The organism is Variovorax boronicumulans (genome assembly GCF_009811375.1).
GTDB classification, from domain to species: Bacteria; Pseudomonadota; Gammaproteobacteria; order Burkholderiales; family Burkholderiaceae_C; genus Variovorax; species Variovorax boronicumulans.
Genome location: NZ_BKDH01000005.1, coordinates 21,550 through 35,814, shown reverse-complemented (window position 1 = coordinate 35,814; position 14,265 = coordinate 21,550). Strand labels below are relative to the sequence as shown.

Annotated in this window: 14 protein-coding genes; 1 reads left to right on the top strand and 13 read right to left on the bottom strand. The window is 64.0% G+C overall.

What is annotated here, in order from left to right:
* Nucleotides 1-22: 22 nt before the first annotated feature.
* From VHAB30_RS27510 to VHAB30_RS27455, 12 genes are all read right to left on the bottom strand, one after another.
* Nucleotides 23-421 (bottom strand): DUF3613 domain-containing protein, encoded by a 399-nt coding sequence (locus VHAB30_RS27510; RefSeq protein ID WP_159279296.1) that lies wholly within the window; start codon nt 419-421, stop codon nt 23-25.
* The gene (locus tag VHAB30_RS27505) at nt 418-1,275 is read right to left on the bottom strand and encodes a tetratricopeptide repeat protein (protein WP_159279295.1); all 858 of its coding nucleotides are present in this window, start codon (nt 1,273-1,275) and stop codon (nt 418-420) included. The genes VHAB30_RS27510 and VHAB30_RS27505 overlap by 4 nt, the downstream gene beginning before the upstream one ends.
* Nucleotides 1,272-2,228, bottom strand: a complete 957-nt coding sequence (locus VHAB30_RS27500; RefSeq protein ID WP_159279294.1) for a type II secretion system F family protein — start codon at nt 2,226-2,228, stop codon at nt 1,272-1,274. Before VHAB30_RS27500 ends, VHAB30_RS27505 begins: the two co-directional genes overlap by 4 nt.
* Nucleotides 2,225-3,220 (bottom strand): type II secretion system F family protein, encoded by a 996-nt coding sequence (locus tag VHAB30_RS27495; RefSeq protein WP_159279293.1) that lies wholly within the window; start codon nt 3,218-3,220, stop codon nt 2,225-2,227. The genes VHAB30_RS27500 and VHAB30_RS27495 overlap by 4 nt, the downstream gene beginning before the upstream one ends.
* The gene (locus tag VHAB30_RS27490) at nt 3,213-4,526 is read right to left on the bottom strand and encodes a CpaF family protein (RefSeq protein WP_159279292.1); all 1,314 of its coding nucleotides are present in this window, start codon (nt 4,524-4,526) and stop codon (nt 3,213-3,215) included. Before VHAB30_RS27490 ends, VHAB30_RS27495 begins: the two co-directional genes overlap by 8 nt.
* 4 nt (nt 4,527-4,530) lie before the next feature.
* Entirely contained in the window at nt 4,531-5,817 is a 1,287-nt protein-coding gene (locus VHAB30_RS27485) for a histidine kinase (protein ID WP_159279291.1), read from the bottom strand.
* A gap of 37 nt (nt 5,818-5,854) precedes the next feature.
* Nucleotides 5,855-7,144, bottom strand: a complete 1,290-nt coding sequence (locus VHAB30_RS27480; RefSeq protein ID WP_235926960.1) for a type II and III secretion system protein family protein — start codon at nt 7,142-7,144, stop codon at nt 5,855-5,857.
* Between the two features lie 139 nt (nt 7,145-7,283).
* Nucleotides 7,284-8,297: a Flp pilus assembly protein CpaB gene (cpaB, locus tag VHAB30_RS27475; RefSeq protein ID WP_159279289.1), complete on the bottom strand. Its 1,014-nt coding sequence runs from the start codon at nt 8,295-8,297 to the stop codon at nt 7,284-7,286.
* Nucleotides 8,298-8,376: 79 nt separating this feature from the next.
* Nucleotides 8,377-8,874: an A24 family peptidase gene (locus tag VHAB30_RS27470; RefSeq protein WP_159279288.1), complete on the bottom strand. Its 498-nt coding sequence runs from the start codon at nt 8,872-8,874 to the stop codon at nt 8,377-8,379.
* A gap of 10 nt (nt 8,875-8,884) precedes the next feature.
* Entirely contained in the window at nt 8,885-9,109 is a 225-nt protein-coding gene (locus tag VHAB30_RS27465; RefSeq protein ID WP_308789340.1) for a Flp family type IVb pilin, read from the bottom strand.
* 373 nt (nt 9,110-9,482) lie between these two features.
* Nucleotides 9,483-10,955 (bottom strand): L,D-transpeptidase family protein, encoded by a 1,473-nt coding sequence (locus tag VHAB30_RS27460; RefSeq protein WP_390904060.1) that lies wholly within the window; start codon nt 10,953-10,955, stop codon nt 9,483-9,485.
* Nucleotides 10,955-12,136, bottom strand: a complete 1,182-nt coding sequence (locus tag VHAB30_RS27455) for a nuclear transport factor 2 family protein (protein ID WP_159279286.1) — start codon at nt 12,134-12,136, stop codon at nt 10,955-10,957. The genes VHAB30_RS27460 and VHAB30_RS27455 overlap by 1 nt, the downstream gene beginning before the upstream one ends.
* A gap of 205 nt (nt 12,137-12,341) precedes the next feature.
* Here VHAB30_RS27455 and VHAB30_RS27450 point away from each other — a divergent pair, with 205 nt between their 5' ends.
* On the top strand, nt 12,342-13,346 hold the full coding sequence (locus VHAB30_RS27450; protein WP_159279285.1) for a Bug family tripartite tricarboxylate transporter substrate binding protein: 1,005 nt from the start codon (nt 12,342-12,344) through the stop codon (nt 13,344-13,346).
* A 27-nt stretch (nt 13,347-13,373) separates the two neighbouring features.
* Here VHAB30_RS27450 and VHAB30_RS27445 read toward each other — a convergent pair whose 3' ends face one another.
* Complete coding sequence (locus VHAB30_RS27445) at nt 13,374-14,171, bottom strand: IclR family transcriptional regulator domain-containing protein (RefSeq protein ID WP_159279284.1); 798 nt, start codon at nt 14,169-14,171, stop codon at nt 13,374-13,376.
* Nucleotides 14,172-14,265 lie beyond the last annotated feature (94 nt).

Sequence of the window (14,265 nt, the reverse complement as noted above, 5' to 3'; positions counted from 1 at the left end):
CGCGAAGGCTGGACGGGGATCGTTACTTGCCGGCGCCCGATTGCGTCTTCACCGATGAGTTCAGGTGTTCCGGAATCGGGTACTCGAAGCTCTTCAGGTAGCGCTCATAGCTGCGGTAGGCAATGGCGCCTGGAATGGGGCGAGGCGTGGGCGACGCGATGACGCCGGCGCGTTGCCACGCTAGCAAGTCATGAGTTGCGTCGCCGACTTGCAGGGAGCGGTATTCCGGTTCGGACTCGCCGACCGATGTTGTGGGCACCGCTGGCGCCTGGGCTTCAACGGTTTGGGGGGCCTCGGACACAGGCGGGCGGTCCACTGCTTTGTTCACCGGTTCCTGTGCCGTGACCGTAGGTGAGAACGCCATGAACGCGAGAGCGGCGGTCGGAAGTGCCAGGCTGAGATGGAGTCGGGATTGCTTCATGGGGTACCTCTTGCGGGCTGGCCGGACGAGAACAGATTGCTGGAGCGCGAAGCCTTGAGTGCCAGTGGGGCCGAGCCGTTGCTGGCGAGGGAAACGTCGGCTGCTGGTATTTCTGAAGGCCTCGGTGTCGAAACACCGAGTTGCCGGGCTGCGTTTTGAATGATCACTCGAGTTGCCGCTGGGATCTTGTTTGCATCCATCAGCGCCCTTGCTTCCTCGTGTTGTTGGGTCATCTCGAGGTACATCGCAAGATTGGCCTGCGCCTGCGGGTTGTCGGGTTTGAGTTGCAGCGCCTGCATCAGGGGCAGTCGCGCGTCGGCAATGAGGCCAGCGCGCAGGCTCGCGTACCCGAGGTCGTTCAGCAGCAGCGCATCAGTTGGAGTTTTTTGGACGGCCTGCTTGAGCATGCGAACAGCTTCGGCGTAGTCACCGCGCGCGCCGGCCAATAGTCCAAGACCGCGATAGCCGGATGCATCGAGCGGCGTACCGAGAAGCCGCCGATAGGCAGCTTCGCTCTGTGCTGCCTGGTCGGCGTGGCGCAAGGCTTCGGCGCGTGCGCGTGTGGATTCAGGGCTCACTCCCCATCGCTGCTCAAGTGCATCGATATGCGCGAGCGAGGCAAACCAGAGGCCCTCCTGTTGCATCTGCTCTACCAACCGGAGATAGGTTGGCTGCGTGTCGATGTTGGCGCTAGCCTTTGTGTTCACATTCTCCTCGGCTGCTTGGCGCTGCTGCGCTTCCGTGGCAGCCGGATAAGCGTCTTTCATGCTGGTGCAGCCGCCCGCTGCGAGCGCTGCCACGATGGCAACACAGCCGAGCAGGTGGGTTCTTGGTCGGTCAGTGTGTTCGGTCATTTGGCAAGGGCTCCCAAAGAGCGGAAGACGGCGAGAAATCCGGGGCCAGCGGTGACGATGACCAACGCCGGCAACAACGTGACCACCATCACGCCGGTCATCTTCACAGTGATTTTTCCGATGCGCTCTTTCATTTCAGCGCGGCGGTGCTCCCGGAGCCGGTCGCTGAACTGGCGCAAGGGCTCCTGCACTGCGCCGCCATGGCGGTCGACTTGCACGAGCAATGCCACCAGACCGGCAAGGTTCTCGTTGTCGTGCAGCGTTGCCAACCTGAGCAGCGAGTGCTCGCGCGTGCGGCCCTGGCTGTATTGCCGGTTGGCAAGCGTCAGTTCAAACCCTAGGACACGCAGTACGTGCGAGAAATCTGTCGCCATGATTTGCAGGCTTTGATCCAGGCTCAGGCCAACGCCTTGCAACAGGCGAAGCAGGTCGATGAACAGCGGCAACTCACGCCCCACACGTTCGCGCCGGCTCGCCGCTTGTCGTGCAAGCAGCCATTTCGGCGCCATAAACCCTATGACGAAAGCACCGGCCAAGACAGAGACAAGTTGCCGTTGAGGTTGTCCGCCGGCCCAGACGAAATAAGCGAGGACAGGCAAGAGCAGTGCCATCGCAATGCGCAGGACCAGAAAAATGAGTTGCGCTCTCAACGATGGGAAACCGCATTGATCGATCAGCTTGCGGTCTTCATCGGCAACCAGCATGCGACCGACCCGGGTGTCCAGCCAGTGAAACGGGAGTTCGACTTCGGGGCGAGGTGATGCATTGAGTGCCGGCTCCGTCTCGACCGCCGCGGCGGGCGTGTCCACGCTTCGGCGAATGGCGCGCCCCAGAACTTCACCTCGTCGGGCTCGGCGTAGCTCGGCGGCAATGAGCAAACCCGCTGCAACGAGCAGACCGAGGGCCAGAAATACCAGGCTGGCAGTGGCGAGTTGAGTGGGCACAAGTGTCATGCGAACCTCGCCAGGCGATAGAGCATGATGGCGCCTGTGATCTGGAGCGCAACTGCGCCGAACACCATGTACTGCCCGAAACCGTCGTGCCACATCCTCAGAAAGTAAGCAGGATTCAGCGTGATGATGACGGCACCCACGCATATTGGAAGCAAGCCCAGGATCCAAGCGGAAAGCCGTGTTTCGGCTGACAGCGCCACCAACTCGTGCTCGGCTTGTTCACGGTCGCGCATGAAATTTCCAACGCGTTCAAGAAGCAGGTCGGCGCGACCGCCGTAACGAACGCCAAGGCCAAGAATGGATGCCAGCAGGAACATTTCCTCTACGCGCACCCGCGAAGCCATCTGGAGCAGTGCCCGATCCAGATCTACGCCAGCGCGTACCAGCCCGGCGGCACGATCGAGGTAGTCGCGCAAGGGGGCGCGTGACGAGGCGATTGCCAGCTGGAAAGATGCCTGTGTGGAGTTGCCGATGGTGATCAGGCGCACCATGGCATCGATGAAGGCCGGAAGTTGGCTCACGAGTTGGCGGCGAAACTTCTGTAGGCGCAGCCATACTGCAAAAGAGGCAATAATCAGTAGAAACAACAGAGAAGCAATCGCTGCCGGCCAGCCGCCTAACGATGCAGCAATGGCAGTGAGCAGAACGATTGCCATGGTGCCGAGCGCGACTGCTGGCGCGCCGATCACGCCTTCAAGCGATGAAGGCATCCACCGCTCAAGGCGGCTTTTAGTGGGGACTGCGGCAGACTCGGCAGTGGCAGCCTCGGTCCATGGATCGGACAAGGGCGTCCCAGACGTCGAGGCCGCCGGGGCGTCGCGCAAAGGTGCGAGCACTGGTGCCTGGGGCGCGAGGCTCGCATGGATCTGTTGTTGCAGATGCTGACCGGTGGCTTGCCTTGCCTGGCGCGTCGTGGCCCATTGCCACAACAGCAGGCCCGCCGCCGCGAGTAGCAGCGCGATACAGGCCACGACAAGCAGACCCTCACGCACGACGGTCTCCTGATCCTCGTGCCAGCGTCTGGCGGAACCGCGTGATCTTCGGCGAATGCGGTGCTATGCCGAGTGACACCCAGCGGTCGCGCTCTTCGCCATCAGGCGCCACCACGGGCTCGTAGCGATACAGTTCCTGCATCGCGACCACGTTGTCGTTCACACCAGTGACTTCGCTGAGTGAAAGAATGCGTCGCTGTCCGTTGGACAGGCGGCCGATCTGCACGATGAAGTCGATGGCGTTGGCAATCTGGCGGCGCAGGCTGGTCTCGCTACCCTGGTAGCCCGCGAAGCCAGCCAGCATCTCCAGGCGGTAGAGGCATTCGCGCGGCGAGCTTGCGTGGATGGTGCCCATGGAGCCTTCGTGGCCCGTGTTCATCGCCTGCATCATCTCGATGACTTCGGCGCCACGCACTTCGCCGACGATGATGCGGTCAGGTCGCATGCGCAGGCTGTTGCGAAGCAGGTCGCGGATCGATACAACGCCAGTGCCGTCGAAGCCGCCGGGCCTGCTTTCGAGCCGCACCACGTGCGTATGGCCCAGCGAAAGTTCGGCGGTGTCTTCGATGGTGATTACGCGCTCGGCATGTGGAATGAAGCTGGCGAGCGCGTTGAGCAACGAGGTCTTGCCTGAGCTCGTGCCGCCGCTGACCAGGATGTTGCAGCGCGCGCGCACCGCGATCTCGAGCAATTGCGCCATGCCTGCATCGAAGGTGCCGAGTTTGACCAAGTCGGCCGGTGTGAGCGGCTCCTTGCGGAACTTGCGAATCGACACCGAGAGGCCATCGATGGCCAGTGGTTCAATGATGACGTTGATGCGGCCGCCATCGGGCAGGCGTGCATCGACCATCGGATTGGCTTCGTCGAGTCGGCGGCCCAACGGAGCGAGGATGCGACGAACGATGCGCATCACGTGCTCGGTGTCGGCGAAGCGCAAGGTCTCGCGTTCCAGTATGCCGTTGCGCGACACGTACACGTTCGTGTGGCCGTTGATCAAAATGTCTTCAACCGCGGGATCGTTGAGTAGATCTTCCAGGGGGCCGAAGCCTGCAAGCTCCTTGGTCAGCGCATCGGCGATGAGCTGCATCTCACGGTCGTTGATCGGCACACGGCGCAGGCGCACGAAGCTGTCGACCTCCAGTTCGACGAACTGCTGGATCGATGCGCGCGACCAGCGGCCGAACTCCGCGCCCAGCTCTTCGATGCGGCTCAGCAGATGATCGTGCGTCCAGCTCTTGATGTCCTGGAACTGCTGGGAGTTGATGAACGCCTGGTCGTCGTCGGCAAATTCGATATCGGAGGACATGGGCTCAACCTTCACTTGAACTCTTCCAGAGCCCCGAAATTTGCGACTTCAGCGCAAACCAGCGGGAATCTTTGGCCGGCGATTGGCCCGTGGAGGGCAGGTATTTCTGGGACAGGCTGCGGGCCAGCCCTGTCACGGATTGCGAGTAGGGGTCGTTACGCGTGGTGCGAATCAGCATCTCGCCGCGGCTGGCAGCAGACAGAAGAGGAGCGCTTCGGGCAGGCAGTACGTGGTGAAGCGAAAGCTCCAGGCGCTCGGCGATGTCCTTGGCTGACAGGCCTACATGGCTGTCGAACTTGTTGACCACCAGCGCAAGGCGCTCCGTTTCGATGCCACGTGTGCGCAGTTCCTTGAGCAGGGTGGCTGTGGACACAATGGCACCGATACTCTGGTCGCACACGACCCAGTTGTGCTGGGCCTCACGCACGGTCTGTGCCACAAAATCGATCGTCGAGAAGCCGCCCAGATCCGCAATCTGGAAATCGTAAAAATCAGACAAGCGCTTGATGAGGGCAACCGAATCGGCGTGCGAGATTTCACGTACTTGCGCAAGGCTGGAAGGCAACGGAAGGACTGCGACACCGCTCGTGTGATGAGCGACAGCGGTGTGCAACAGGGTCTGGTCGAGCCTGCGCAGGTTGCGCACGCCGTCGACAAAACTGAAGCCGCTTTGCGTGTCGAGATAAAGCAGGCCGTCACGGGCGGGTAACCCCAAGTCGAGCAACGCAATACCTTGTCGGGAAGCCCGCCCCGAGGGGCGGGCGGGCGCTTGTGCCGCCGATTGGTCGTTGAGTGCCAATGCGAGGCTCGTGGCCAGCGTGGTGACGCCGAGCCCTGCGCGGGCGCCAAGCAATGTCAGCGTGCAGCCGCGCGTGCTGCTCTGCGTGCCGCTGCGTCGTTCGAGCAGCATGCGCAGCGTGCTCACCGCTTCCGTCGGCGGCGCGGTGATATCGATGAAGTCGTCGACACCTGCACGCAGCGCCGCGAGCATGGCAGCCGGTTCGGCCGAAACGCCGGTGGCCAGCACGGGCAGGGCTGGCCAGTCGCGCTTGAGGCGCTGATGCAGCTGGCTTGCTGAGATGCTCTGGTCCGGCGAGAAGTCAATGAACACCGCCGCAGGTCCCAGGAGAGTGATGCGCTCATCGACTGATTGGGCATCGGGTGCAAGCACCACCACCGATCCGAGGCGCCCGAGCGCGTCGGTCAACCAAGTGATGTGGCCGTTGTTGCTTGATGCGAACAGGTAGGTCTCTGCGCCTGTTTCGGGGATGCTGTCGCGTGGAGCGTTCATGGTGCCGGCCAGCCGTAAGGTTCACGCACTGGTTGCATCAGCGCGAGAAACCTGGAACCTGCGTATTGCTCGCCCCGCCTAGGAAGATCGAGCGCCAAACCGCACCGTCCCTCTGCTCAGCGCTGCCGGGAAGATAGGGAGTCAGGTCGGTGTCGCGCGCGATCGGCTTGACGAGATGCGGCGTGACTACGATGACTAGCTCTTTCTCGCTCATCTGGTACTTGTTCTGCTTGAAGAAAGTGCCGAGGATCGGCAGGTCGCCTAGGAGAGGCACCTTGTCTGCATTCGATGTGGTCGTGCGGCTCACCAAGCCACCAATGACGAAACTCTCACCGTCGCCCAACTCGACGGTGGTGTCCGCGCGGCGCGTGGTGATGGCAGGTACTGCCACACCATTGATGCTCAACGAGTTGGTGTAGTCGAGGTCGCTGGCTTCTGGTGCGACCTTGAGAACGATGCGCTCGTTCGAGAGCACGGTAGGTGTCAGCGTCAGCCCGATGCCGAATGGCTTGTAGTCGATGGCCGTGGAGCCAAGCCCCTGTGGTACAGGCACCGGGAGTTCGCCGCCCGAAAGAAAGCTCGCACTTTGTCCCGACATCGCCACCAGCGTGGGTTCCGCAAGGACACGAGCCATACCGTTGCCTTCCAGAAAACCCATGTTCAAGCCGATGCCTGCCTTGCGGAAGTTGAGCAGCAGACTGAAGGCCTGCGCCAGTGGCTGATTGGCCTCGGTGGCGATGGAACCATCGGGGCCAAAGCTTGATTTGGTGAGCGTTGCCGGCGCGAAAGCACCAAAGCTGAAGCCATTGGAGTTGGTTCTGGTGCTGAAGATGTTCAGGCCCGCTTGTTTGAGCACGCTGCGGTTGAACTCGACTACTTTCACAGCGACCTGGACGGTGTGGCTGCGCACAGTCACTGTGCCCAGGTCACTGACGGGTGTCTTGTCCGGTTGGACGGCGAGTGCCGCATCGCGCATCTGCTGATACGCGGGCACGCTGCTGGTTGTGCCGGAAACGGCAGCGATGCGTCGCTGCACATCGAGTGTGTAAGTCGTGGCTGCAGGCTGTCCCTTTTCCCAGACCATCAGCGTGGTGCGGCCTGGCAGCTTGCCTGTGACGATGAGGCGCGCCGCGGCCGAACTTGAGGTCTTCCGCGTGATGGTCACACCAGCGACTGTTTCGTCGGCGATGGCGATGCGGTCGACGCCTTTATCGATGAGCAGCTCTCGTTGGGTGCCGGCTGTCACGGTGAACGGCACTTGAGCCAATACCCCCGGGGCGGACGATGCGATGGGCCAAGTTGCGGGCGCTAGCAGTCCTAGCGCCATCAAAGCATGGCGCAGCACGAGCGGGCGCAAGGGTGCGGGGCGTCGTGTGACAGATGGCGTCGTCGCACAGGGCAGGTCCGGCATGGATGTTCTTTCTTGGACAGGGGCGGTCATGTCTGGGGCGGCGTTGCTCGGGCGGTCAGTAGCGCAGTGTTTCGCTTCGGTCGCCACGAATCATTTCGACTTCAAGGCCGGGTCGAGCGCCGCTACCAGCCTGGCGTGGCAATGAGGCTGGGGCGGCATAAATACGTGGCTCGGATTGGCGACGACCTGCGGCCGTGCCGCCAGTTACGAGGTCAGCTGCCGTAAGGCCCGCCTGTGCGCTGTCGAGGCCTTCCAGTGGTCCTCGTGGTTGCTCGCCGCGCTTGAGTGGTGGAGGGGGGAGGGCTACGGGTAATACAGCCAGCAGTGAGGGATCGGGCAGGTTCGTGTCGAGCGGATTACGAAGCGCAAGCAGCAACCGACCAGTGGATTCGCCCAGCGTCAACCGGTTGATGTCTTCGACCGGCACGGCCAGAACCGCTGTACGGGCAGCGTCGTTCCGCTGCTGCTGCGCAGCTGCAGGATTGCCATTGCCGTCCGCTGTCTTGGAGGGAAGGGCGTCGACAGAAGAGTTTCCGAATGCCAACACTCGCTTGCGCGACAGCAGCAAGCGGGCCTGACTCCTGTCAACGTCCTTGCCATCGAACTTGAGCATCACGAACACATCGACGAAGTCCCCGGGCTGCACCTTGTTGCCGACGCCCATGACTTCGTCAGCCTTAATGGCAACCGCGCGTTCGCCTTCTTCGACGCGCATCGCAAGGCCGGAAGCCAGCTGGCCTTCAAGCAGCGGTGTTCCTTCGCCCAGGTCGAACACCGGTACGCGACCGAGGAGCGGTGCGATCTCCTTGAATGCGCCGGTCGGGTTGATAGGCAATTGCTCCACGCGCAGCGCTTCAGCCGTGATGGGCTGCCCTGCAGCGATGGGCTTCACCGCGATGACCACGGCATAGACCGGTGCGGAAGGTGTTTTCGCGGTAGATGTAGTTGCCAATGCCTCAGCGACGGGAGGGGGCTTGGCTGGCGTACGGCTCAGTACCCATGCATAGCCCCCGAGGGCGATGGCCAGAAGCACCAGCACGGCTGCAATGATTTTTGTCAGGTGAATCATGGGCAATGGGGAAAGAGGTGAGAGCAGGCGCTTGACGGATTGATGGAGGGCCGACAGCGGCGAGGCGGCATGACGACCGTTAACTCTGTCGGCCCCAGATCATCCAAACGGTGGCGGCCAACGCGAGATAGGCCGCATAAGGGATGGGGCGTGCTCGCTTTGAGAGGCCCGAGGCGTCTGCATTGCGCGGCTTGCCGGAAAGCAAAGTGGCAAGCTTGGGAAACAGGGCCCAGCGCTGGAGAAGCAGCCAGGTAATGCCGTGGACGGCGGCCAGCAGGCTGGCGACAGCCCAGATTGGCAGCAGCGGTTGCCAGCCAACCCAGAGGCCCAACGCACCGGCAAATTTCACGTCCCCCGCGCCCATCAGGCCGGCGACGTAAAAAAAAAGCAGAAAGACGAACCCCAGTGTGGCGCCGATCAATGCATCAGGCCACTTGATGCCGAATGGTTGTGTGTTCATGGCGAGAGCACCCAACGCGATCGCAGCACCCAGCAGCACGAGCCAGTTGGGAACGCGACGTTGTCGGGCGTCATAAACCGTGACCAGCAGCAGCCATAACAGCCACAAATGAGGCATCAAGTCCTTGTCAGACGATGGCGACGCGGGTTTTGATGGACTGGAAAATATCGTTCAGAACTTTTCCGACGCCAGTGCCCGTGCCAGTGCCGAACACTGCAATAAGAATCGTGGCCATCAGCCCCGCAATAATTCCATATTCAATTGCAGTAGCACCTTCTTCATCGCGCAGAAAACGAGTAATAGAACTAAGCATGGTGATCTCCTGAAAGGAAGTGTTAACAAAGGCTGGCACGGTGGATGTTATACAGCGTAACTCCGTGTATCAACAGGAGAAACACACTGGATCGAGTCCCAGATGTGCTACTCGGAGGGGTAAAGCAGGAAGGCGGCCAGCCTCGTTCGGCCCCCACAACGGGGCGGAAAAGGTCACTTATTCACAGTCTGGAGATGTTCGTTTCCCTCTGTAAACCGCATGCAGCCTTGCATGGACGAGGGGAACACGTTACGGGCGTGGGAACGTTCGGACGTTGAGCGTTACGGGAACATGCCCGTTACGTGTTACGTAGCGCGGTACCTAGGAGTGCAATTTGTAACACTCGACAAGGTGGCTCCGTTTGGGCAATAAATCACACTTTTGGGGCCGAGACCCCTTCGGTGATGTGGGCTCAGCCGAGGATTTCTTCGTGGAAGAGCTTCCACTCGCCGCCCTGGCGCAGCCAGTACTGGCGGCGGGTGCGGCCGTTCTTCTCGCCCTCGAACACCTCGCCGAAGGTGGCGACCATGGTGTCCTCGGTGTCGCGCCAGTGCAGGTACGACGTGTCCTTGATTTGCACTCGTTTACCTTGTGCGTAGGTCAATTCGTCGCGGAGTACCGCATCGGCATCGACGGGCTTGCGGCTGGCGCGCTGGAAATCCGGCAAATAGAATTTTTTCAATTGCGCTTCATTGCCGCTGGCGCGCGCGTCTTTCCAGGCGGCAATTGAATCGGCGAATTTCTTTGTTTCTTTTTCGGCCTGCGGCTGCGAAATCCATTGCAGGCTGCGCGCGGTGACGACCGGCGTGGCGCCGATCTGGACCTTGCGCAGCAGCTGCTTGAGGTCGGGGTTGGCCATGACGACGCAGCCGTCGCTGGCCAGCGGCGCTCGCGCGAACTGCTGGGGCGGGGTGCCGTGCAGCCAGATGCCGCTGCCGGTCTTGCCGCGCCGCACGTCGTACGGGTTGGGGTAGTTGATGGGCAGGGCGCCGGCGCCGTAGAAGTCTTTCAGCGAGCGCGGGTCGAGGCTGCTGGTGATGTAGTACACGCCCAGCGGGGTGCGCGCGTCGCCTTCGACGGCCTTGTCGGTGCCCGACTTGCCGACGGAGATGTAGTAGTCGGCAACGAGCTTCAGGCCCTTGTCGGAGTTCTCGAACAGGTACAGCCGCGAGCGCGAGGCGTCGACGGCAATGGCGAAGCGGCTGCGGGTCGAGAGGGTGAGGAACTGCGAGGGCACGGTGCCGGCGGGCGGGCGTTCGCGCAGGGCCTGCAGGCGGCGGCGCGATTCCTCGTGCAGCTCGACCATGGCCGGGTTGCCGCGCAGGCGCGCGATGCCAGCGGTGTCGGGCATGGCGTTCGACGGCGGCACCTGCGCTGCGAGCAAGTCGCCGTACACGAGCTGCGCGAGCTGGAAGTTCGGGTGGTCGCGCACGAGGGTCTGGGCCTTGGCCAGCGCCTCGCGGGTCTTGCCGCGACCGAACAGTTCGTAGACGCCGATCAGGCGGGCCTCGGCGCCGCTGGCTTCCTGCAGCGGCGCGGCGGTTCTGGCGGTCTTGCGGGCCGGGCGCGTGGCGCCGGCGTTGTCTGCCGCGACGGCGGACCGCTTGCCCTTGGCTTGCAGCTGCGTCTTGCTGGCGCCGCTGCTGGCCTTGCCGCCCCTGGCTTCCTTGGCGGACGCACGGCTGCCGCCCGCCTTGGCGGCCTTGGTGCCGCTGGTCTTGGCGGTGGCCGACTTGCTGGAACTGTTGCTGTTGTTGGCTGCGAGCGCGGCGCCGGGCGTGGCCAGCAGGAGCGCAGAAGCGGCCGTCAAGGCCGCGAGCAGCTTCCCGCTCCGCAGCGGGAACGGGAGGGTCTGAAGCCGGCCGTGCCGGACGATGTCTGCCACTAGCCGCCGACGCTTTCCTTGCGAATGTGCCACTGGTTGCCGGAGCGTTGCAGCTCGAGCGTCTTACGGCTCGCGATGTTGAGGTTGTCGGCGCGGTAGATCTGGCGGAACTTGGCGGTGGCGGTCTGTCCGTCGACCTTGATCGCGAGGTTCTCGAGGTTCACGCTGATGCTGGACTTGCCGACGATGCGCGCGCGGCGGTCTTCTTCCCAGGCCTTGCGGCTCTGGCCGCCGGCGGGCACGAAGTCGCTGCCGTAGGCGGCGAGGTAGCGGTCCATGTCCTGGCTGGCCCAGGCCGAGGCCCAGCCGCGCACGACGGATTCGATCTCGGCGTTGGAAGCCGGGGCTGCAGCAGGCGCTGGTGCCGGTGCCGGTTCAGGCGTCTTTGCGACCGGCGCGGGGGCTGCGGCCACCTTGACGGGCGGCGCGACAGGCGCGGCGGCGGGGGCCGGCGCGGGCGCAGGCGGGGCCTTGGCTACGGGCGCAGGCGCGGGCACGGGTGCCGGGGCAGGTGCCTTGGCGACTGGTGCGGGCGCAGGCGCCGGGGTAGGGGCAGGGGCCTTCGCAGCCGGTGCCGGTGCGGGCGTCGTCGTGGCCGAGGCCACGAGGGTCGAGCCCTTGGAGCCAGCCGCCGGCGGGGCGGTGAAGAGCGTGCGGATCACGGCCAGCTTGGGCTGCACCGCGGTGTTGTTCTGGTCGAGCTGCAGCGCCTTGCTGTAGGCCTGGCTGGCCAGCCGCGCGTACACGTCGCCGAGGTTTTCCTGGGCGGTGGCGTAGCTGGGGTTGGTGCGAATGGCACTTTCGAGGGCGTTGCGGGCCTTGTCGAACTGGTTCTGGCTCGCGTAGATGACGGCGAGGTTGTTGAACGGCTCGGGCAGCTCGGGCGCATCCTGCGTGAGCTGGGTGAAGGCGGCGATGGCCTCGGCGCGCTTGCCGGTGTCGAGCTGGATCACGCCTTTCAGGAAGCGCATCTGCGGATCGCGCGGCTTGTCCTTGAGGAAGGCCTCGGCCCTGGTCATGGCCTCGTCGAGCTTGCCGGACTGCATCAGGCGGTCGACCTCTTCGTGCTCGGTCGCGGCCAGCGCGGGAAGCGCGGCGCCGCAGGCCGCAACGGCCAGGAACAGGGCGCGCACGGTGGGGGAGAAGCTGAAGCGGGCGCGAGGCCGGGGGCTCTTGGGCATTGCGGACAAGACCTCGTTGGTGGGGAAGGGGAATGCGGCAGGCATTGTAAATGCGCCCGTCACCTCTGGATACCAAGCTGACGGAGCCCTGCGATGGCCCTATTCACAGTTGTGCCGAACTTGTGCGCTGCAGCATCATCATGTAACGTCTCGTAAGCAAAATGCACGTGTTTACCCTGATTTTTCCATCCCTCTGGAGTCCGTCTTGAAGATCACCAAACGCCGCCTGCTCGAAGGCGGCGCTGCAGCCATTGCCACCTCGCTGTTCACGCCGGCCTCGTGGGCCCAGCGCGCAGCAGGCGGCGATGCCGCCTGGCCAACCAAGCCCGTGCGCATCCTCGTGGGCTTTCCGGCCGGCGCTTCGCCCGACCTGGCGGCGCGCGCCATCGCGGAGCCGCTCTCGAAGCTCCTGCGCCAGCCGGTGACGGTGGAGAACAAGCCCGGCGCCAGCGGCAACCTCGTGGCCGCCGAAGTGGCCAAGGCCACGGACGACCACACGATCGGCGCGCTCATCAACGGCAACCTCACGATCGCCAAGCTGCTGAACCCCTCGCTCGACTTCGACCCCGAGAAAGACTTCGCCCCCGTCGGCCTGATCGGCACCGCGCCGCTGGTGCTGGTGGTGTCGGGCAGCGCCACGGGTAAGTCTGCAGCCGACCTGCTGCTGTGGGTGCGCAACCTGGGCAGCGCCGGCAAATACGGCACGCCGGGCGTGGGCACGGTGGGCCACCTGGGCATGGAACTGCTCAAGAGCCGCGCGGCCATCACCGCGCAGCACAAGCCCTACACCGGCAACCCGCAGGTGATCGCCGGCATCCTCGCGGGCGAGATCCAGTTGGCACTGCTGCCGCCCGGGCTGGCGATGCCGCACGTGAAGTCGGGCAAGCTCAAGGCCATCGGCGTGACCTCGCCCGAGCGCAGCCCGCTGGTCAACGAGCTGCCGACGATCCGCGACGCCGACGTGCGTGGCGCCGACCTCGAGATCTGGACCGCGCTCGCCGCGCCCGCGAGCATGAAGCCGGCCGCCGTGGCCCGGCTGAACGCCGCGCTGGTCGAGGTGATCAGTTCGCCCGAGGTGAGCGGCGAGCTGCTCAAGACCGGTTGGCAGGCGCAGCCCGGTTCGCCCGACACGCTGGCCAAGCGCATGCGCGCCGACACCACGCGCCTGGGCGGCGTGATCCTCATGAAGGGCATTCGCTCAGAGGCCTGAGCCAGTGCCAGCGCGATCGCGCTGCGGCTACAGCAGCGCAGACACCTGCCGCGCCGCATCGATCAGCGCCGGCAGCATCGTCTCCTGCATCACCTTCGCGCTCGTGCGGTTCGCCTGCCCGCTGATGTTCAGCGCGGCCACCATGCGGCCCTGCCGGTTCACGATGGGCGCGGCCACGGAGATCAGGCCTTCTTCCAGTTCCTGGTTCACCAGGCACCACTGCTGCTTGCGCGCCTGGGCCACCTTGGCCATGAGCGCGTCGATGTCGGTCACGGTGTGCTTGGTCAGCGCCTCGAGGTTCGAGGCCTCGAGCCGCGCGCGCACCTCGTCGTCGTCCAGGTCGGCCAGCAGCAGGCGGCCCAGCGAGGTGCAGTACGCCGGCAGCCGCGAGCCCACGCCCAGGCTGATGCGCATGATCTTCTGCGTCGGCACGCGCAGCACATAGACGATGTCGGTCGCGTCGAGCACGGCGGCCGAGCACGATTCCTGCACCTGCTGCACCAGCGCCTCCATCACGGGTTCGGCGCGGTTCCAGATCGGCATCGACGACAGGTAGGCAAAGCCCAGGTCGAGGATGCGCGGCGTGAGCGTGAAGAGCTTGCCGTCGGTCACCACATAGCCCAGCGTCTGCAGCGTGAGAAGAATGCGCCGCGCCCCCGCGCGTGTGAGTCCGCTGCCGGCCGCCACCTCGCTCAGGGTCTGGTGCGGCGCGCTCGCGCTGAACGAGCGGATCACCTGCAGGCCGCGCGCAAAAGACTGCACGTAGCTGTCGCCAGGGGCGGGCGTGTCGGCGGTGGAAGTGACGGAAACGGGGTGGGTTGCCATGGCGAGCGATCCTCTCTAAAATTCATTATACGAACAAAAGTTCTTTAGGCGAACAAATTGCGGTTTGCGAGGGTTCGTGAATTCGGCAGGGTGT

Bases quoted from the DNA above. Each gene is read 5' to 3' on its own strand.
- VHAB30_RS27470 (WP_159279288.1), bottom strand. From the start codon at position 8,874: ATGCCTCATTTGTGGCTGTTATGGCTGCTGCTGGTCACGGTTTATGAC.
- VHAB30_RS27500 (WP_159279294.1), bottom strand. From the start codon at position 2,228: ATGACACTTGTGCCCACTCAACTCGCCACTGCCAGCCTGGTATTTCTG.
- VHAB30_RS27445 (WP_159279284.1), bottom strand. From the start codon at position 14,171: ATGGCAACCCACCCCGTTTCCGTCACTTCCACCGCCGACACGCCCGCC.
- VHAB30_RS27485 (WP_159279291.1), bottom strand. From the start codon at position 5,817: ATGAACGCTCCACGCGACAGCATCCCCGAAACAGGCGCAGAGACCTAC.
- cpaB (WP_159279289.1), bottom strand. From the start codon at position 8,297: ATGATTCACCTGACAAAAATCATTGCAGCCGTGCTGGTGCTTCTGGCC.
- VHAB30_RS27490 (WP_159279292.1), bottom strand. From the start codon at position 4,526: ATGTCCTCCGATATCGAATTTGCCGACGACGACCAGGCGTTCATCAAC.
- VHAB30_RS27455 (WP_159279286.1), bottom strand. From the start codon at position 12,136: ATGCCCAAGAGCCCCCGGCCTCGCGCCCGCTTCAGCTTCTCCCCCACC.
- VHAB30_RS27510 (WP_159279296.1), bottom strand. From the start codon at position 421: ATGAAGCAATCCCGACTCCATCTCAGCCTGGCACTTCCGACCGCCGCT.
- VHAB30_RS27480 (WP_235926960.1), bottom strand. From the start codon at position 7,144: ATGGCGCTAGGACTGCTAGCGCCCGCAACTTGGCCCATCGCATCGTCC.
- VHAB30_RS27505 (WP_159279295.1), bottom strand. From the start codon at position 1,275: ATGACCGAACACACTGACCGACCAAGAACCCACCTGCTCGGCTGTGTT.